The organism is Rahnella inusitata (assembly GCF_003263515.1).
GTDB lineage: Bacteria > Pseudomonadota > Gammaproteobacteria > Enterobacterales > Enterobacteriaceae > Rahnella > Rahnella inusitata.
In genome coordinates this window covers 222,545-241,654 of the sequence record NZ_JYDE01000017.1, presented here as the reverse complement: position 1 = coordinate 241,654, position 19,110 = coordinate 222,545, and the positions used below count along the sequence as shown (strand labels likewise).

The window sequence follows — 19,110 nt, the reverse complement described above, 5'->3', positions numbered from 1 at the left end:
CCATGAGCCAACCCGAAGTGCAACTCGCCCGCGATGGGGCGACTAACCGGCGCAGCAAGGCTGCACGCGCACTGATTCTCGGCGTTTTAAAACAGCTGCATGGTGCCGGTCTGACCCTGCAGGAAGCCGGTGAAAATGCCGTCTTTTTTGGTGACCCGGCCGCGCCGTTGCAGGGCGAAATCGAGGTACACAATCTGCGCGCCTACCGTCGTGTGTTACTCGGCGGCAGCATCGCCGCCGGGGAAAGTTACATTGACGGCGACTGGACGACGCCCAATCTGACCACCGTGCTGCAACTGCTGGCGGAAAACCTCAAGCTGGTCGATAAGCTCGAAGCCCGTCTGAGCTGGGTCACCGCGCCGGTCAACAGCCTGATCCACTTCTTTCGCCGCAACAGCCCGTCGCAGGCGCGCAAAAACATTTCTGCGCACTACGATCTCGGCAACGATTTTTATCAGGGCTTTCTCGATGAGAAGATGCTCTATTCTTCCGCCTGGTATCAGGAACCGCAGATGACGCTGGAGCAGGCTCAGGAAGCGAAAATGCGCCGTCTGTGCGATCAGTTGCAACTGCATGCGGGCGATCATTTGCTGGAAATCGGTACCGGCTGGGGTGCGATGGCAGAGTTCGCCGCGCGCGAATACGGCTGCCAGGTCACCACCACCACCATTTCCCGCGAGCAGTACGACTTTGCCTGTCAGCGCATCGAAAAAGCCGGTTTAACCGACCGCGTTACCGTACTGTTCGAAGACTATCGCGCCCTGCGCGGACAGTTCGACAAGCTGGTCTCCATCGAGATGATCGAAGCGGTCGGCAAGCGTTATCTCAAAACCTTCTTCAAACGCTGCAACGCCCTGCTCAAACCCAACGGACGCATGGCGATTCAGGCCATCACCATTGCCGATCAGCGTTACGCCTCGTACAGCCGCAACGTCGATTTCATTCAACGCTACGTGTTTCCCGGCGGTTTTCTGCCTTCCATCACCGCCATGAATGACACCATGACCCGCTGCACCGGGCTGGTGGTGCGCGATCTGTTCGATATCGGTTTCGACTATGCCCGCACCTTGCACGAATGGCGCGAACGCGTGCAGCGCTACTGGAACGCACAGCTCGATGGCGCACAGGACGAGCGTTTCCGTCGCCTGTGGCTGTTTTACCTGTGCTACTGCGAGGCCGGATTCCGCGCCCGCACCATCAGCACCGTCCAGCTGATTGCCGAGCGACGCGCATGAATTCCCTGCGCTTCTGGCTGCTGACGCTGGGCTTTGATGCCTGGTGGACGCTGGCCGTATGGGGGCGCGAGCGATTTATTGTGCTGCTGCTGATCAGCAGTTTTCTGATGCTGGCATTTACGCCGTCGCGTCGCCGTTTGTGGGTGGCGGCAGTGTGTTCGCTGGGCATTATTTTGGATTCGCTGTGGTGCATTCTCGGGCTGTTTGAATTCACCGGTTCGACCGGCGTTCCGCCGTGGATGATGGCGCTGTGGCTGGGGTTCAGCGCGTGGTGGCTGTGGCTTCTCGGGCATCTTCGCCTGACGTGGTACTGGCTGATTCCTCTCGGCGCGGTCAGCGGTCCGCTGGCGTATTACCTTGGTATGCGGCTCGGCGCGATGAACCTTCTGGCTTCACCGTCTTACGTCTGGCTGCTGATGGCCGCAGGCTGGGCGATTTTCCTGCCGCTCATCAGCCTGCCGGTTTTGCTCAACAGGAGAAAGCAATGAAAAGATGGCTAACCGTCGCACTGGCGCTGATGTTTTCATTCTCCGCCTTCGCCTCAACGCCCTGGGCGCAGTGGCAACAGGTTGGCCGCGCCACCCTGAGCTGGGGACCGTTCGAGGTCTACCACTCCTCATTACTGACACCCGACGGGAAATATGAGGCGCAGAAATGGCCCCAGGCGCTGTCCATTGAATATTTGCGCAGCATCGACAGTCAGGAACTGACCAAAGCCACCGAAGAGCAGTGGCAGAAACTGGGCATGGAAAGTGACGCGCAGAAGAACGGCTGGCTGGAGGCCGTCGGAAAAACCTGGCCGGACGTCAGCAACGGCAGCGAAATCGTTTTTTTGGCGACAAAATCCGGCGGTCAGTTTTACAGCCGTGCGGCCAACAGCGCGATAATTGCGCCGGTCGGTGAATCCTTCAGCCCTGAATTCCGCGACGCTTTTCTGGCGATCTGGCTCTCGCCCGCCACGCAGTATCCTGATTTACGCAGCAAGCTGATCGGCGCATCGGCGTCAGATTAACGTTAATCCGACCGGAGGTTTTATGACAGTTTCACACTCTGTTTTACGCAAAGGTTTTCTCGGTCTGATGGCGGCCTGCGTGCTGTTACTCACCAGTTGCAGCGCCGACATTAAAGATTACGCACAGACGCAGCCAAAGCTGGATATTTTCGCCTATTTCAAAGGTGACAGCGTGGCCTACGGCATGGTGCAGGATTACACCCACAAACAAACGCGGCGCTTCGCAGTGAAAATTCGCGGTGACGTGGTGGCCGATACGCTGACCCTGCACGAAGATTTTGTGTATGACGACGGCGAAAAACAAACCCGCGTCTGGCACATCCGCAAACTCGCCGATGGCACCTACACCGGCACCGCAGGCGATATCATCGGCACGGCAAAAGGTCAGTCGGCAGGCAACGCGTTTAACTGGAACTACGTGATGGACGTCAAATCAGGCGGCAGTACCTACCGCCTGACTTTCGACGACTGGATTTATCAGCAGGACGAACAGCATCTGTTTAACGTCACGTCGCTTAAAAAATTCGGCGTCGAAGTGGCGCGGGTCACGCTGTTCTTTGAGAAGAAGTAAAAGCTTATACCTTCACCTCTTTAATCACCGTCTTCCTGCGCCCGAAGACGAATTTGCCCAGCGTGACCAAGAGCACTGCGCACAGGATAATCCCTAACGCCACCCATTCAACCGGTGAAAGGGATTCTCCGGCAAAGCCGATGCCGAGCAGCACCGCGACAATCGGGTTCACGTAGGCGTAGCTGGTGGCAATGGCCGGACGCACGGTTTTCAAGAGGAACATGTAGGCGCTGATGGCAATCATCGAGCCGAACACAATCAGATACCCCAGTGCCAGGAAGCCGTGCAGCGAAGGCGTAGCGGTCAGATGCTCGCCGTTCAGTTGGCTGGCGATAAGCAGTACAACGCCGGCGACGATCATTTCCGCCGCACCCGCCATCAGGCCGACCGGTAAGGTCAGGCGCGAACTCCACACCGAACCGAATGCCCAGCTGAGAGATGCCAGCAAAATCAGCGCGGCGCCCCACGGGTTTCCTTCCAGATTGCTGCCGGTATTTAGCAACACAATGCCGAACAGGCCGATACCGACGCCGGTCCATTCCAGACGGCTGTTTGGCATGCCCCACAGACGGCTAAAGCACAGCGTAAACAGCGGTACGGTCGCCACCATCACCGCGGCAATACCCGATGGCACCTGCATATGTTCGGCGACGGTCACCAGCCCATTGCCCACCGACAGCAGTAAAATCCCCACTGCGGCGGCAGAAAGCCACTGTTTCAGGCCGGGAAATTTATGCCCGCGCAGCATCAGAAACGTAAACAGTACACATCCGGCGACGAAGAAACGCAGACCGGCCATCATCAGCGGCGGCCAGCTTTCCACCCCTACGCGGATCACAAAATAGGTAGAGCCCCAGATAAAATACAGCGCAAATAATGCAGCGATTAACGGCAACAGGGAACGCGAAGCAAAAGGCATAGGAGTAACTTATTAGCGTGATAACGAAGGCAGACAGTTAACGCTATTGCTCTGATTAACGGCAAGGAATTCTGTGCGATCGCGCTAAAATGTTGTTAAAAAGTGTCTGCATATGACAAAAAATGAAGAGACGCTGGAGGATAAAGTAGTCATCGCATGAATAGTATGTTGCCCGTAGCCGCAAAGGACTTATAATTCGGGGCTGATATTTTTGAGGTACAACACATGAATTCGCTTGGCAAAAAATTATTTATCGCGCTGTTTGGTCTGATGGCGATTGGCGCGATTGGTGGTGTGATGGTCGCGGGTTACGCCGTCGTCATTCAGGATGACGCCAAACCGGCAAACGATAACGACGCCCCTTCCGTCGTCCCTGCGCCGTCATCTTCCGCTTCCGCCAACTGATCACTCCACCGACCGCTGCTGCCAGCGATGTAACCAGCGGCTCCAGCGTTCGAACAGCATATCCACGCAAATCGCCAGCAGCGCGACAATCACCGCGCCCTGCAATACATAGGCAGTATTAAAGCCGCTCAGGCCGATAATAATTGGCGAGCCCAGGCTGGATGTGCCGACCGTCGAAGCGATCGCCGCCGTACCGATATTGATGATAACCGAGGTGCGGATCCCGGCGATAATAACCGGTGCCGCCAGCGGGATTTCCACTTTACGCAGCATCTGCCAGCGGCTCATCCCAACGCCCTGCGCTATCTCACGCGCCGAGGGAGAGACCGATTCAATACCGGCAATCGTCCCCTGTAAAATCGGCAGCAAGCCGTACAGCACCAGCGCAATAATCGCCGGTTTTTCGCTAAATCCCATGACCGGCACCGCCACGGCAAGCACCGCGACCGGCGGAAAGGTCTGCCCCATCGCCACCAGCGTTTCGACCAGTGAACGAAACTCTTTCCCCGCAGGGCGCGTGACGCCAACGCCCGCCGCCACACCGATCACCACCGCAATCAAGCTCGAGACCCCGACCAGCAACAGATGCGCCTGCACCAGCGAGGCAAAGCTTTCCTGCTGATAAACCGGGCGACTGAGCTCAGGAAACATCCAGTGAAATACCCCGCCGAGCGACGTCATGCCAAAGATGAGCGCCAGCAACACGGCAAAAAGCCAGGGTAAGGGATCGGTGATAAGCCGTCGAAAACCGTGTTTCATGCCTCGCTCCTTTGTGCGGTCAGATCGGCAAAATGCAGCACGCCGAGCGGCTGCCCATCCTCATCGACTACAGGCAGTTGCTGAACCTGCTGCGCGACAAATTTCGACAACGCCTGACTCAGGCTCATCGACGCCACCAATGGTTTTTGGCTGCCGTCGTAAAGCTCACCGTGGCGCGTACGCGATCCCACTTCCTGCAATGACAGCAAACGGATGCCCATATCGCTGCCGCCAAAGAAATCACGCACAAACGGCGTCGCCGGTTTGGTCAGCAATTCCAGCGGTGTGCCCTGCTGCACCACCTGCCCGTCGTTGAGCAGCACGATGCGGTCGGCCAGCGCCAGTGCCTCGTCGATATCGTGCGTCACCAGCACAATAGTGCGATGCGTCATTTTATGGATCCGCGCGACCTCTTCCTGCAACGTCGCGCGGGTCACCGGATCGAGTGCGCCAAAAGGTTCATCCATCAGCAGCACTTCCGGATCAGACGCCAGCGCGCGCGCCACACCGACACGCTGCTGTTGCCCGCCGGAAAGCTGATGCGGATAGCGATGACGGAACTGTCTGGGATCGAGATTGAGCAACTCCAGCAGTTCGGTCACACGGTCGCGGATTTTCGTTTTCGGCCATTTCAACAGCTGCGGTACGGTGGCGATATTCTCTTCCACTGTCCAGTGCGGGAACAGGCCGATCGACTGGATCGCGTACCCCATCCGGCGGCGTAAATCCTGCGCACGGAATTTTTCGATAGGTTCACCGGCGAAGAGAATCTCCCCGCGATCGTGCTCCACCAGCCGGTTGATCATTTTCAACGTGGTGGATTTACCCGAGCCGGAGGTGCCGATCAGCACCGTAAATTCGCCTTTGGCCATTTCCAGCGTCAGGTCACGCACGACCGCTTTTCCGGCAAAGTGTTTGCTTACCTGCTTGAAATGAATCATCTGCGTGAGGTTTCCAGTATTGAGACTGCGAATTTAAAGACGCTGTCGACGACAACGGCCATCAACACCGCCGGGATAACACCGAGCAGCACCAGATCCAGCGCGCTGCTGAGTAATCCCTGAAACATGATGGCACCCAGACCGCCCGCGCCTATCAGCGCCGCGACCATCGCCATACCCACGGTTTGCACCGCCACGATACGGATACCGGTGAGGATGACCGGCAAGGCGATGGGCAGCTGCACGCGCAAAAAAATCTGCCCGCGGTTCATGCCCATGCCGCGCGCCGATTCGATCACCGCTTCCGGCACCGACTCGAGTCCGGCGATAACGCCGCGCACCAGCGGCAACAGGGAATACAGCACCAGCGCGATAATCGCCGGTGCAAGCCCGATGCCGCTAATCCCATGCTCCGCCAGCCACGGCAGCGCGCGGGCGAGCCCGGCCAGCGGCGCGAGCAGCAAACCAAACAGCGCAATCGACGGCACGGTCTGAATGATATTGAGCACCGACAGCACCGGCCCGCGCCAGCGCGCTTTGCGATGACACAGTAATCCGACCGGCAGGCCGATGAGTACCGCGGGCACCAGCGTGCCCAACAGAATGCCCAGATGCTGCCATACCGCGTCGTTAAACACGTCAGAACGGTTATCGTATTCTTTTAACAACGAAAGTTCGGCCAGCTGGCCGTAGGCCAATAGCACCACCACCGGCAAAATCATCTGCACGTTAAGCACGATGCGCAGGCTGTGATTGCGGGTAAACCGGGAGATGGCGTCGGAGGCTATCAGCAGGCACAGCGCCGCCGCCGCCCAGAAGCCGCCGCCGAGGGACGTGCGCGCAATGCTGTCTTCATCGCCGCCGGTCAGCTGGACCGCACTGTGCCCGGCCAGCCACACCAGCGCGGTCAGCAGGATTTCCGCCAGCAGCATCACCAGCAGATGATTTTTGCCATAGAGCCGGACGAAAGCCGCCGCCAGCAATAACAGAGCAGGCAGTAAAATCAGCGCAAAGTAGCCGTGCAGCAGCGTTAATAAAGGAATGCCCTGCCCCGAGACCAGCCGGTTGGGCGCATGGCTGAGAAATGCCAGACCGTAACCGGCCAGCAACAGCAGCAAAACCAGCGTCAGTAAGACACGGTTTTTGACGAATGAGTGATGAGTCAAAACAGTACCTGAGTCCGGTGAGCACGATCCGAAGATCGTGCTCAGGGCGTCACTGCCCGATTATTTTTTAACGAAACCCTTTTCCTGCAAATACTTCGCCGCAACTTTCTTCGCATCCTGGCCGCCGACTGCGATTTTCGCATTCAGCGTTTGCAGCGTTTTGGTATCCAGTGATGCAAAGACAGGTTTGAGCAGCGTTGGGATGTTCGGATGCGCTTTCAGCGCCGCTTCACGAATGATAGGCGCTGGCGCGTAGATAGGCTGAACGCCTTGCGGATCTTCCAGCGTTTGCAGGCCAAGCGCCGCCACCGGGCCGTCAGTCCCGTAGGCCATTGCCGCATTCACGCCGGACGTTTTCTCCGCCGCGGCTTTAATGGTCACCGCAGTATCGCCGCCTGCTAATGACAGCAGCTGTGCCTGATTGAGCTTGAAACCGTAGGCATTTTCAAACGCCGGTAATGCATCCGGACGTTCGATAAATTCCGCCGACGCGGCCAGTTTGAAATCGCCGCCAGTGCTGATGTATTTGCCTAAGTCGGCCAGGGATTTCAGGCCATGGGCGCTCGCCACGTCGTTACGCACCGCGATGGTCCAGGTGTTATTGGCCGGAGACGGATCGAGCCAGACGATTTTATTCTGGTCGTAATCAAGCTTTTTGACTTTATCAAAACCGGCTTGTGCATTTTTCCAGGCGGGATCTTTATCGTCCGAGAAGAAGAATGCGCCGTTACCGGTGTATTCTGGGTAGATATCAATCTCACCGGCAGTGATCGCCCCGCGCACGACCTTGGTCGTCCCCAGTTGCAGTTTATTGGTGGTCTTGATGCCGTTGGCTTCCAGCACCTGAATGATGATGTTACCGAGCAGCGAGCCTTCGGTATCAATTTTCGAGCCGACGCGAACCGTGTCATCCGCTGCGTGCGCGGTGAAGCTCATCGCCGACAGCGCCAGCATTGCTGCGGTCAGCACCCGCATACGCCCTGTTAATGCAGTCATGGTCAGTCCTCTTTTTGATTTTTTTCGATTTATGTCGCCGGGCGACGGTCTTTCAAACTCGCTTTCATCAGTGAAAACAGCGTGCTAACAAGGATAGTTCAATTTTAGGTAAGAAGTCTGATGGTCAGCTATAAAAGCAGGAGATGCGGGCGGTGGGAAATGCGGATATGTGCGGAGCTAATCTGCGAAATGGATAATGCGGGCAACGCTGCGGGCGTATATCGCGCCCGGTCTTAGATCGCTTTGTTTTAAGTTATAGCCATTTGATTTCATTTCTCAGGTAATCAGGACTTGTGACGGGCATCACGTCGCCTCTATGCTGGTTTTTTTGTCAAAAAGCGTAAACACAATAATGTCTGATTCTATTGCGGCCTCAAATGCTGCTTCTTCAGGGAGCTTCAGCGCGGCGGATGCGGCGTCTGATCAACCGGTGGTGATTCGTTCCGCCTCCGATATTACTCAGTTAGTGAACCGCGGCGCTGCCAAACTGAGCGACGCGCGTGTCGTTATCGCCATTGCGCTGGGAGGCGTTTTCCTCGACGCCTATGACCTCGGTGCGCTGGCCTTCGGGATGAAAGATATTACCCGCCAGTTCGGGTTATCTCCTTCCGGCGCAGGATTTGTGGCGTCGGCGATCACCTTCGGGGCGATTGTCGGGGCGTTGCTGGGAGGCTATCTGACCGACAAAATTGGCCGCTACCGCGTATTCATGGCCGATATGTTCTTCTTCGTGATCGCCGCGCTGGCGTGTGCGTTTGCGCCGAACGAATGGGTGCTCGGCGGGTCACGATTTGTGATGGGACTGGGCGTGGGGATCGACCTGCCGGTGGCGATGGCGTTTCTGGCCGAGTTTTCCAAACTTCAGGGGCGCGGCAATAAAGCATCGCGCGTGGCGATGTGGTGCCCGACATGGTACGCGGCAATCAGTATTTCTTATCTGCTGGTTCTGTTGCTGTACGCCGTGCTGCCCGCCACGCACACCGACTGGCTGTGGCGTCTGATCCTCGGTTTCGGTGCGGTACCGGCGATTCTGATCATCGCTATCCGCCATCGTTACATGAACGAATCTCCGGTCTGGGCTGCCAATCAGGGAGATTTGCAGGGCGCGGCGGCGATTCTGCGCAAGTCCTACAATATCAATGCAGTAGTCGCGGACGATGCCGATAAAACGCCGCAGGTGAAAGTGCGTAAAGCCGCATGGCGTAATTACGGCACGCTTTTACAGGGGGTCTATCTGCGCCGCACCGTGCTGGCAACCGTCACTGCCGTGGCGTCATCATTTGCCTATAACGCTGTGGCATTCGGGCTACCGGTTATCCTGTCGAGTTTCCTTCAGCAGTCGATGATCAGCACTATCCTGTTCTCACTCGGTCTGAACCTGTGCTTCGCCTTTGTCGGCGGGCTGATTGCAGTGCGCTACGTGTCTAAATTCGGCGCGTGGAAGATGACTTACGCCGGTTACGCCTGCCAGCTGGTTGCGATGATCGGTCTGGCGGTCGTGGGCCGCCCTGCCGATGGTGGTGAAGCAGCCATCTCCATCGCGATGCTGGCACTGTTCCTGTTCGGTCAGGGCTTTGGTCCGGGCTCGCACACCATGACGTTCGCGTCGCTCAGCTATCCGACGTCGCTGCGCGGTATGGGGGTGGGTTTCAACCAGACGCTGATGCGCAGCTCTTCCACCCTGTCGCTGTTCCTCTTCCCTGTTTTATCCGCTGCGCTGGGAACCGGGGTGTTTTGGGTTATTGCACTGGCGCCGCTGGCGGGCTTAATCGTGCTGACGGCGATACGGTGGGAACCCTCGGGGTATGATGTGGATGCTGAGGATTTTCAACAGGAAAATAAACCGGGGGCAGCGGTTTAATCGCTTACACAAGGGCACATTCTGTTGTTTTGGATGTGCGGCAAAATCTTATGCTTGCTCCTCCCCCTGCTAAGGGGGGAGGTCTGTTAGCGCACGATAACGCTTTGTTTGGACCTTAATACCCCACACCAATCCTGACTTTGTCGCATCACACCACTGCGCCACGCGGAGCAAACACATATCCCACGCCATTTTCAATCAGCGCCGCCACCAGCTCGATGCCTCCGTTAGGCCTGGCCTGTGAAAATGCCAGCTCACTGTCGAATACCGGTGACACCCAAAACTGATTCACCCGATCCCCATACACTTTAGGCAGACGCATTTTATCGGCAGGACCGCACAGGGCGGAAGAAATGACATGGCCTTCAAAGCCCAGCGGGGCCATCGGCGACATCAGCGTATGGCCTTCACCCAGCCAGCTCAGGGTGGTCCAGGGCACCTGTGCGTAACCTGAAAGCGCGCTGGCCATCTGCACCGCGTGCTCCTCGCTCACATATTCTTTGCCGACGGAAAACGCCAGTTCGATACGGCGATGTTTGTCGGCGTCATCATTAAAAATAATGTCGATTTGCGGCATCGGACGGATACTCATGCCGACGGTGAAGAAATAATAATTCTCTTCATCTTCATGCTGGGAAATTGCCATCGGCGGCCAGCTGCCCTGATTGATCAGATAATATTTCACCGACGGGCCGTAACGGTCTTCATACGATTCCAGCAGACTGCGCTGAATTTTCGGCCATGGATTGCTGAATTCATTTTGCCAGTCGCGCCAGAACAGACGCGTCTTTTCCGCCAGTTCGCACTGCGTGTTGGTCGAGGCGGAGCCCAGCGGAAAGGTCAGCGGATTTTCTTTGATACATCCGGCGGAATAACACACCGAGTGATCGATATACAAACTCCAGCCGGGAATGACCGCCAGCAGCAAGCCCTGATACCACAACGCCGCACCATCATCGCTTTCATTCCATAAGATCTGAATCTGCGACGGATCCAGCGGCGCTTCGCCTTCCAGATTTCGACAATACTGCGCGGCAAGCATCGGCGAGATGCCGTGCTCCATCGCTTCATTGTCATCATGCAACGGCGCGGGCACCAGATTACGCACCCAGCAGGCGCGCATTTTCGGAAAACGGTCGCGCAAATCCTCACGGGCGAATATGTAGAAATACACCACGCGGTTGTCCTGCTCGACCAGCGCGGTCAGGGTTTGTTTGTCGTTGCTGACTTCAGCAACAATATCGGACTGGCGCATATGACCTCGGCAATATTAGGAAGCTTATTATTCCCTGTGATGGCCAGTGTAGAACGTATAAGCAATGACGATAACGGGCAATATTCCCAAAAATCCCCGATAAATCATCTAAACGCGCGCTTTTTTAGCAAAACGATACCGTTATCGACAATACAGCCGGAACAGCTGCGCCAGATAAGCCGCCATCGGTGTCAGTGTGGTATCACGTCGCTGAATGAGATAGAAGGTTGCCGTGGGCAGGGGCAGATCGAGATCAAGTGCCACCAGGCTCTGACCGATCACCGGATCGTTAATGACATCCACCGACAATACGCTAAGAAAATCCGTTTTGGCGATGAGACTGGTGCAGGACATAAACGTCTCGCAAATCACGCTGATGTTGGGCTCGGCGTCCATGTCGCGGAACACTTCGCTGAGCAATTTGTAATAACTTCCGCGTGGCGTCGGCAGCGTCCAGTCACAGTGCAACAACTCTTTCATCGAGCGCGCATTTTCCATCGGGTGACCGCGCCTTGCGACTACTCGATATTCTTTATCCATAAGTTTTTCATATAACAGTTCGTTATCAAAGGGGCCCTGATAATACGTATTCACCGTAAAATCCAGCTCGCCCTGACGCAGTTCGGGGATCATCGAAACCAGCTGACCTTCGGCGATACGCACCTTCATATTGGGGAATTCGCGGTGAAAGCGGTCGATCACTTCCGGCATAATAGTGCGCGCGATGCTGGCACCCACACCGATATTTACCCTCCCGCTGGTGGCGCCGAGGCGCTGGGCAATATCCTCCTGCGCCACGCGCAACTCCTCCAAAATCAGGCTGGCACGCTTAAAAAACGCTTCGCCACAATCAGTTAGCGTCACGCCCTGACGGCGGCGGACGAACAATCTCGCGCCAAGACTTTCTTCCAGCTCTTTAATCGATTTGGTCAGCGCGGGCTGTGAAAGCGCCATCACCCGGCTGGCCGCGCGAATACTGCCATGTCGCGCCACGGAAACAAACGCCCGCAGCTGATGCATTTTTATTTGTGATGGCATAAGTCTCTTTGATAACCCCTGATTATCACTAAGAAGATTTTGGCATCTTATATGCCCTGATTGCTTTATGTACATTGAAAATCACATAAGGCCAGTCGAGCCCCTTCCAGAGTGAGGTTTCCTCATTTCTGCCTCCCCCGCAGAAAGCCTGCATATCTGTAAAAAAAAGAGAGTCCGTGATGGTAAATGAGATTTCTGAACGTGTTGAACAGCTGTTCCCTGCCCTGCAACAACAACGTCGTGACCTGCATAAATATGCCGAATCCGGCTGGCTGGAATTCCGTACCTCCACGCTGGTTGCTGACCGGCTGGAAAAACTCGGTTACACGCTGAAGCTGGGTAAAGACGTGATCGACGCCGGTTCACGAATGGGGCTGCCCTCTGCCGCCGTTCTGGCAGAGCAAGAACAGCGTGCGCTGGAACAGGGGGCGATTGCCCGCTGGATGCCGCATTTCTCGGGCGGTTTCACCGGTATTGTCGCCACGCTGGAAACCGGTCACCCCGGCCCGGTGATGGGGTTTCGTGTGGACATGGACGCACTGGATTTATTCGAAGTACTCGAAGAAGAGCATCGCCCGTTCCGCGAAGGGTTTGCCTCAACCAATAACGGCATGATGCACGCCTGCGGTCACGACGGACACACCACTATCGGGCTGGGTCTGGCGGAAGTGCTGATGCAAATGCGCGACCGGCTTTGCGGCACTATCAAACTGATTTTCCAGCCTGCCGAAGAGGGCACGCGCGGCGCCAAATCGATGGTCGCAGCGGGCGTGGTCGATGACGTCGATTTCTTCACGGCGGTACACATCGGCACCGGCGTTCCGGCTAATCACATTGTTTGCGGCAACGACACCTTTATGGCGACCACCAAACTGGATGTGCAATTCACCGGCGTGGCATCGCATGCGGGCGGCAAGCCGGAAGAGGGCCGTAACGCCCTGCTGGCCGTAGCGCAGGCAACGCTCGGTTTACATGCTATTGCGCGCCACAGCGGCGGCAGCTCAAGGGTCAACGTCGGCGTGTTGCAGGCCGGTACTGGCCGAAATGTGATCGCGTCCAGCGCGATGATGAAAGTCGAAACGCGTGGTTCGACCAATGAGGTCAACGAATTCATTTATCAGCAGGCGCTGAAGGTAATTTCCGGCGCAGCGGAAATGCATCAGGTGAAATTCGACATCAAACTGATGGGCGCGGCACAGAGCAGTACGCCTACGGCAGCCTGGGTGAAATACATCCACCGTCAGGCGGAAAAACTCGGTGAGTTCGACACCATCATCGACCGTCAGGAAGGCGCGGCGGGTTCCGAGGACGCGACCTACATGATGGAACGCGTCAAGGCGCGCGGCGGCGAAGCCTCTTACGTGATTTTCGGCACCGACCTTAGCGCGGGTCATCACAATGAGCTGTTTGATTTCGACGAAAAAGTGATGGCGCAGGGCATCAAAACGCTGGCCGCGCTGGTGTTAAACATCGCTGAATTCGAAGGAGAAAAATGATGGCAGATCAGCATATCGTTAATTTCATCAACGACTTTATGGATAACCAGCAGCCGTCGCTGGCGCAAATCAGTGATGCCATCTGGGACACCCCGGAAACGCGCTTCGCCGAATCCGTTTCCTCAGCCTTACTGGCCGACAAACTCGAAGCCAGCGGATTTACGCTGGAGCGCGGCGTCGGCGGCATGGACACAGCATTTATCGCCAGTTTCGGCAGCGGTAAACCGGTTATCGCTCTGCTCGGCGAATTCGATGCGCTGGCCGGGCTTAGCCAGAAAGCCGGATGCGACAGCCCGCAGCCGCTGGTGGAAAACGGCAACGGCCACGGCTGCGGCCATAATCTGCTCGGCACCGCGGCGGTCGGCGGCGCACTGGCGGTAAAAGCCTGGATGGAGCGCGAAAATCTTGCTGGCACGGTACGCTTTTACGGCTGTCCGGGCGAAGAAGGCGGGTCAGGCAAAACCTTTATGGCGCGCGAAGGCTTGTTTGATGACGTCGATGCCGCGCTGACCTGGCACCCGGAAACCTACAGCGGCATGTTCAGCAACCAGACGCTGGCCAACATTCAGGCATCGTTCAGCTTTAAAGGCGTGTCCTCACACGCCGCCGCTGCGCCGCATCTTGGACGCAGCGCGCTCGATGCCCTGACGCTGATGAACACCGGCGCTAACTTCCTGCGTGAGCACATCATTCAGGAAGCGCGGTTGCATTACGCCATCACCAACGCGGGCGGAATTTCGCCGAACGTCGTACAAGCCGATGCCGAGGTGCTGTATCTGGTGCGCGCACCGCAGATGGATCAGGCGCAGGCGATTTTTGACCGCGTGGTGGATATTGCCAAAGGCGCGGCACTGATGACCGGCACCACCATGTCGATGCGCTTTGATAAAGCCTGTTCGAATTATGTGCCGAACCGCACGCTGGAAAGCGCGATGTATCAGTACGTGCAGGCCTTCGGCACGCCGCAATATACCGACGAAGAGCGGACGTTTGCGGCCTCGATTCATGCCACGCTGACGGAACACGACATCGATAACAATCTGCTGAATATCTCGCGCACCAGCGGCGCGGAAGGCATGCCGTTCGCCGAAACGCTGCGCACCTCGGCACTGACCGATGCCGTCGCACCTTACGCGCCGAACAACAATATTTTGTACGGCTCAACGGACGTCGGCGATGTCAGTTGGCTGGTGCCGACGGCGCAATGTTTCAGCCCGTGCTTTGCGGTCGGTTCGCCGCTGCACACCTGGCAAATAGTCTCTCAGGGGCGCACGTCCATCGCCCACAAAGGCATGTGCCTGGCGGCCAAAGTCATGTCCTCCACCGCCATCGCCCTGTTCACTCAGCCGGATTTGCTCGCCGCGTGCCAGAAAGAGCGCGACGCGTTGCGCATCCGTCGCCCTTATCACTGCCCTATCCCGGCCGGGGTAAAACCTTCGCCGTTGAAATAAATCTTTGGTAAGTCCACCGCTCCTCCGCGCCCCGTTCCGGCGTGGAGGAGCGGAATAAATATAAAAAAAGTCAACACAACAGAGGGTAAAACGATGAGTGTAGATGCACAGGAAAGCGGCCAAAGCCCGGGGGGATTTCTTCAGTGGGTTGAGCGTGTGGGGAATAAAATTCCTAACCCATTTTTGCTGTTTGTTTATCTGATTGCGGTGCTGATGATCGCCAGTGCGGTGATTTCATGGCTGAATATTACGGCGGTGAACCCCAGCAACGGTGAAATCATTCACGTTAAAAATCTGCTGAGTGTGGAAGGTATTCAGTGGATTTTGCCGAACGTCATCAAGAACTTCAGCGGGTTTACGCCGCTCGGCTCAATTCTGGCGCTGGTGATTGGCGCAGGTCTGGCAGAGCGCGTCGGGCTGCTGCAAAGCCTGATGTACAAAATGGCCTCGAAAGTCAGCGCCCGCTACGCCAGTTATATGGTGATTTTTATCGCCTTCTTCAGCCATATATCATCCGATGCGGCGCTGGTGGTGATGCCGCCGCTGGGTGCGCTGATTTTTCTCGCGGTCGGGCGTCATCCGGTCGCCGGTTTATTGGCGGCTATTGCGGGCGTCGGTTGCGGTTTTACGGCTAATTTACTGATTGTTACCACCGACGTGCTGCTGTCTGGCCTGAGTACCGAAGCGGCGAAAGCAATCAATCCGGCGGTGCAGGTCAGCGTGATCGACAACTGGTACTTTATGGCTGCTTCGGTGATTTTGCTGACTATTGTCGGGGCCGTCCTTACCGATAAATTCGTAGAACCGCGCCTGCCGGTGTACCACGGCGAGCGCAACGACGAGATGAAAAAACTGACACCGCTGCAAAATCGCGGGCTGATGGCGAGCGGTATCGCGGCGCTGGTGTTCATCGGGCTGGTGGCTTTGCTGGTGGTGCCGGAAGCGGCGCCGCTGCGCAATCCAAAAACCGGCGGCATCATCCCCTCGCCGTTTATTCAGGGCATTGTCCCGCTGATCATTTTGTTCTTCTTCGTGATTTCGGTGCCTTACGGCATGGTGACAAAACAGATCCGCAGCGCCAGCGACGTGCCGGATTTGCTGGTCGACCCGATGAAATCAATGGCTGGCTTTATCGTGATGATTTTTCCTCTCTCCCAGTTTGTGGCGTTTTTTAACTGGAGCAATATGGGGAAATTTATGGCGATCGGGCTGACGGACGTGCTGGAAAATCTCGGCATGACCGGTATTCCGGCGTTCCTCGGACTGATTTTCCTGTCGGCATTGCTGTGTATGTTTATCGCCAGCGGCTCGGCGATCTGGTCGATTCTCGCGCCGATTTTTGTGCCGATGTTTATGCTGCTCGGCTTCCATCCGGCGTTCGCACAGATTGTTTTTCGCGTCGCCGATTCCTCGGTGATCCCGCTGGCGCCGATGTCGCCGTTTGTGCCGCTGTTCCTCGGTTTCCTCCAGAGGTACAACAAAGAGGCGAAGCTCGGCACCTATTATTCGCTGGTGCTGCCGTATCCAATTGTGTTTTTCGTGGTGTGGTTGCTGATGCTGGTGGGCTGGTATCTGCTGGGTTTGCCGATAGGACCCGGCGTCTATCCGCATTTGTAACTGAATTACAAACGGCCCATCCGGCGCATGGCGCGGTGCCATGATCCGTTACGCACCGCCCAGCGCAATAAGCGCGCGATGCGGCGGGTACCAAAACGGACTAATTGGCGTTTCAACGGGGAAAGGGAAATCCCCAGCTGTTTTGACGCCCACTCAGGCAGAAGATCGACGCCCGCCTGAATCAGCAGGCGACCTGCCGGTTTCGCCAGACGGCTTGGCGCGGGCGCGTTTTGCAATAATCTCACCACTTCCAGTGTGCGCTCGTCACAGCGCAGCTGCGCACGCATCGCCTGAAAATAGGCTTCGACCGCCTTTACGTTGTCCGGCACGTTGGCAGAACCAAGACTTTCCGCCACCCGTGCGAATTCCTGATAATAGCGGTTTTGATCCGCCAGACTCAGCGCCGGGTTGCGATAACGCAGATGGGATTGCAGAAAACTGTAGGCTTCGGTGACATGCACCCAGACCAGTAAGTCCGGATCGCTGGCGGCATATGGCGTGCCGTACGCATCGGTGCCGGTCACCCGCAAATGAATGGATTTTACTTTTTCGATTAACGCATTGGCGTCGTTTATCGGCGCAAAAGTCGTGCCGGAGACAAACTGGCTGGTGCGTCGCAGCCGTCCCAGCGTGTCTTCGCGAAATGAGGAGTGATCCCAGACACCGGCCAGCGCCAGCGGGTGAAGCATCTGCAACAGCAACGCACTCACGCCGCCGCACAGCATAGAAGTGAAATCACCGTGAACCCGCCAGGTCACGCTTTCCGGGCCAAACAGCCCCGGATCACCTGCCGGTTTCTCAAAGTCTATACCGCCCAACGCCAGGCCCGAAATACTCAGCACCTGGCGTTCAATTTTACTTCTTAACAATGTTTTAATGCTCAACATCCGTCAGTGCGCGGCAGTGCTGACAACCGTTGCTCTGCTCAGCTGCGGCCAGATTTTCATCACGACATCAATCAGCTGATTCAGCTCGGCGGCAGTAGCACCGTCACGAGCCTGGACCGAGAAGCCCTGAATGGTGCAGGCGAGGTATTTCGCCAGCAACGCGCTGTCGGTAACCGCTGTCAGTTCGCCTGACTGTTTTCTCTTCTCAAAGAACTCGAACAATGAGCGTTCCTGAGAAAGATGGCGTGCGCGCAGCATTTCTGCGATATCCGCGGAGGATGAAGACATCCCGGATGAGGCGCTGATCATAAAGCAACCGCTCGGCGTATCGCAGTCAGTAAACAGTTCTGCGATAGCGCGCAGATACTGACCGATGGTTTCCTCGACGGACAAATCTGTTTTGCTCAATAAACATGAGCTCTTTTCGTAAAAGTTAGTCAGATAATGTTCAACGGCTGCGCGAAATAACCCTTCTTTGTTGCCAAATTCAGCATACAGCGTGGGAGCCTTGGCACCTGTGGCTTCGACCAAATCCGCTAATGACGTGGCCTCATAGCCGTGGCGCCAGAATAAATTCAAGGCCTTGCTCAGAGCAGTTCCACGGTCAAACTGTTTTGGGCGACCGCGACTTTTCCGGACCAAAGCCGTCTGTTCAGTGCTCATACACCCTCCTTCCATCACCATTGTGATTATGGTTGTTAAAACTTTTCGTTATAAATTTTCATGACAAAAATAACTTAACGATCATTATTAAAAATAGTTGCGCATAAGTCCAGCGGAGATTATCATTTAATTATCGAGCGATAAGAAAATCACTCAAACCCGCAAAGCTGCACAAGCTATAAGCGTTTTTACACGGTACAAACCCAGGACGTAACATCATGAGTAATCTTAAAATCCTTCTTGCAGTTCTGGCGTTAACCGCTGTCCCGGTTGCCAATGTTGCCGCACAGCAGGTTATCATGATGCCTTTACTGAGTCAGGAAGTGGCGATGGTCAATGTGACCGGGGACAGTAATTTCTGTAAACCCGGTACCTATGTGACTAAAAAAGTCTCACAAGGCCGTATCCCGACGTCTCCGACTCAGCCACCTGCACCTTCAACTTCTGGTCATCAGCCCGCTTCCATTTACTACTAAGGAAGACGGCTACCTGACGGAAGAATGTCAGCGCAGGGATCACGATAAGGCGGCTCTGGTCGCCTTATCTTTTAACGCCACACCCTCTTCTCTCTCTCCTTTAAGAAGATGCCCCAGTTTTAACATCCCCGCCAGTCAGAGCCAATCATTAACTTAGCGATCATTAATGATTCATTCAGCACAAAATTGGATAAGCGATGTTTTATTGGTTAGAGCTAATCATTTTAAAAACACAAAATTAACAGAACCAAAACAAACTCCTCATTTCATGTGACTCACGTCACAGCACAATAAGTTAACGCTCATTAAAAAAACATCTTGCACAAACCGTCGCCAACCTCTAACATTTACTTATCGAACGT

18 protein-coding genes and 1 pseudogene are annotated in these 19,110 nt (G+C 55.9%); 10 read left to right on the top strand and 9 right to left on the bottom strand.

Features of this window, described 5'->3' with window-relative positions:
• Nucleotides 1–2 precede the first annotated feature (2 nt).
• The 4 genes from TU92_RS10975 to TU92_RS10960 all read left to right on the top strand — a co-directional run bounded on the left by TU92_RS10975 (nt 3) and on the right by TU92_RS10960 (nt 2,818).
• Complete coding sequence (locus tag TU92_RS10975) at nt 3–1,235, top strand: SAM-dependent methyltransferase (protein WP_112167071.1); 1,233 nt, start codon at nt 3–5, stop codon at nt 1,233–1,235.
• The gene (locus TU92_RS10970) at nt 1,232–1,723 is read left to right on the top strand and encodes a DUF2878 domain-containing protein (protein WP_112167069.1); all 492 of its coding nucleotides are present in this window, start codon (nt 1,232–1,234) and stop codon (nt 1,721–1,723) included. Before TU92_RS10975 ends, TU92_RS10970 begins: the two co-directional genes overlap by 4 nt.
• Nucleotides 1,720–2,247, top strand: coding sequence for a chalcone isomerase family protein (locus TU92_RS10965; RefSeq protein WP_112167067.1), 528 nt, complete (start codon nt 1,720–1,722; stop codon nt 2,245–2,247). The genes TU92_RS10970 and TU92_RS10965 overlap by 4 nt, the downstream gene beginning before the upstream one ends.
• Nucleotides 2,248–2,314: 67 nt before the next feature.
• On the top strand, nt 2,315–2,818 hold the full coding sequence (locus TU92_RS10960) for a DUF3833 domain-containing protein (protein WP_413534410.1): 504 nt from the start codon (nt 2,315–2,317) through the stop codon (nt 2,816–2,818).
• A 4-nt stretch (nt 2,819–2,822) separates the two neighbouring features.
• Here the strand turns inward: TU92_RS10960 and yedA are convergent, their stop codons facing one another.
• Nucleotides 2,823–3,737 carry a drug/metabolite exporter YedA gene (gene yedA / locus TU92_RS10955; protein WP_112167063.1) on the bottom strand — a complete coding sequence of 305 codons (915 nt, stop codon included), beginning with the start codon at nt 3,735–3,737 and terminating at the stop codon, nt 2,823–2,825.
• Between the two features lie 225 nt (nt 3,738–3,962).
• Here yedA and TU92_RS22575 point away from each other — a divergent pair.
• A pseudogene (locus tag TU92_RS22575) lies at nt 3,963–4,064 on the top strand (hypothetical protein); the annotation flags it as partial.
• Nucleotides 4,065–4,142: 78 nt separating this feature from the next.
• Here the strand turns inward: TU92_RS22575 and TU92_RS10945 are convergent.
• From TU92_RS10945 to osmF, 4 genes are read right to left on the bottom strand one after another with little or no spacing between them, the layout of a single operon-like run.
• The gene (locus TU92_RS10945) at nt 4,143–4,901 is read right to left on the bottom strand and encodes an ABC transporter permease (RefSeq protein WP_112167060.1); all 759 of its coding nucleotides are present in this window, start codon (nt 4,899–4,901) and stop codon (nt 4,143–4,145) included.
• Entirely contained in the window at nt 4,898–5,842 is a 945-nt protein-coding gene (locus tag TU92_RS10940; protein WP_112167058.1) for an ABC transporter ATP-binding protein, read from the bottom strand. Before TU92_RS10940 ends, TU92_RS10945 begins: the two co-directional genes overlap by 4 nt.
• Complete coding sequence (locus tag TU92_RS10935; RefSeq protein WP_112167056.1) at nt 5,839–7,008, bottom strand: ABC transporter permease; 1,170 nt, start codon at nt 7,006–7,008, stop codon at nt 5,839–5,841. The genes TU92_RS10940 and TU92_RS10935 overlap by 4 nt, the downstream gene beginning before the upstream one ends.
• 60 nt (nt 7,009–7,068) lie before the next feature.
• Nucleotides 7,069–7,983, bottom strand: a complete 915-nt coding sequence (gene osmF / locus TU92_RS10930) for a glycine betaine ABC transporter substrate-binding protein OsmF (protein ID WP_244207726.1) — start codon at nt 7,981–7,983, stop codon at nt 7,069–7,071.
• 373 nt (nt 7,984–8,356) lie between these two features.
• On the opposite strand from osmF, the gene TU92_RS10925 reads away from it, so the two are divergent.
• A complete protein-coding gene (locus tag TU92_RS10925) occupies nt 8,357–9,865 on the top strand; it encodes an MFS transporter (protein ID WP_112167400.1) in 1,509 nt (502 codons plus the stop codon).
• Between the two features lie 148 nt (nt 9,866–10,013).
• On the opposite strand, the gene TU92_RS10920 is transcribed toward TU92_RS10925, so the two are convergent.
• Nucleotides 10,014–11,120, bottom strand: coding sequence for a suppressor of fused domain protein (locus tag TU92_RS10920; RefSeq protein WP_112167052.1), 1,107 nt, complete (start codon nt 11,118–11,120; stop codon nt 10,014–10,016).
• A gap of 141 nt (nt 11,121–11,261) precedes the next feature.
• Nucleotides 11,262–12,158, bottom strand: coding sequence for a LysR family transcriptional regulator (locus tag TU92_RS10915; protein ID WP_112167050.1), 897 nt, complete (start codon nt 12,156–12,158; stop codon nt 11,262–11,264).
• A 179-nt stretch (nt 12,159–12,337) separates the two neighbouring features.
• On the opposite strand from TU92_RS10915, the gene TU92_RS10910 reads away from it, so the two are divergent.
• The 3 genes from TU92_RS10910 to abgT all read left to right on the top strand — a co-directional run bounded on the left by TU92_RS10910 (nt 12,338) and on the right by abgT (nt 16,722).
• Nucleotides 12,338–13,654: a M20 family metallo-hydrolase gene (locus tag TU92_RS10910; RefSeq protein ID WP_112167048.1), complete on the top strand. Its 1,317-nt coding sequence runs from the start codon at nt 12,338–12,340 to the stop codon at nt 13,652–13,654.
• Nucleotides 13,654–15,105: a M20 family metallopeptidase gene (locus tag TU92_RS10905; protein ID WP_112167046.1), complete on the top strand. Its 1,452-nt coding sequence runs from the start codon at nt 13,654–13,656 to the stop codon at nt 15,103–15,105. The genes TU92_RS10910 and TU92_RS10905 overlap by 1 nt, the downstream gene beginning before the upstream one ends.
• 93 nt (nt 15,106–15,198) lie before the next feature.
• Complete coding sequence (gene abgT / locus TU92_RS10900; RefSeq protein ID WP_112167044.1) at nt 15,199–16,722, top strand: p-aminobenzoyl-glutamate transporter; 1,524 nt, start codon at nt 15,199–15,201, stop codon at nt 16,720–16,722.
• A gap of 5 nt (nt 16,723–16,727) precedes the next feature.
• Here the strand turns inward: abgT and TU92_RS10895 are convergent, their stop codons facing one another.
• Both TU92_RS10895 and TU92_RS10890 read right to left on the bottom strand, forming a co-directional pair.
• Nucleotides 16,728–17,609 (bottom strand): oxygenase MpaB family protein, encoded by an 882-nt coding sequence (locus tag TU92_RS10895; RefSeq protein ID WP_112167042.1) that lies wholly within the window; start codon nt 17,607–17,609, stop codon nt 16,728–16,730.
• Between the two features lie 3 nt (nt 17,610–17,612).
• Nucleotides 17,613–18,272: a TetR/AcrR family transcriptional regulator gene (locus TU92_RS10890; protein WP_112167040.1), complete on the bottom strand. Its 660-nt coding sequence runs from the start codon at nt 18,270–18,272 to the stop codon at nt 17,613–17,615.
• Nucleotides 18,273–18,490: 218 nt separating this feature from the next.
• Between TU92_RS10890 and TU92_RS10885 the strand changes: the two genes are divergently transcribed.
• On the top strand, nt 18,491–18,748 hold the full coding sequence (locus TU92_RS10885; protein ID WP_112167038.1) for a hypothetical protein: 258 nt from the start codon (nt 18,491–18,493) through the stop codon (nt 18,746–18,748).
• Nucleotides 18,749–19,110 lie beyond the last annotated feature (362 nt).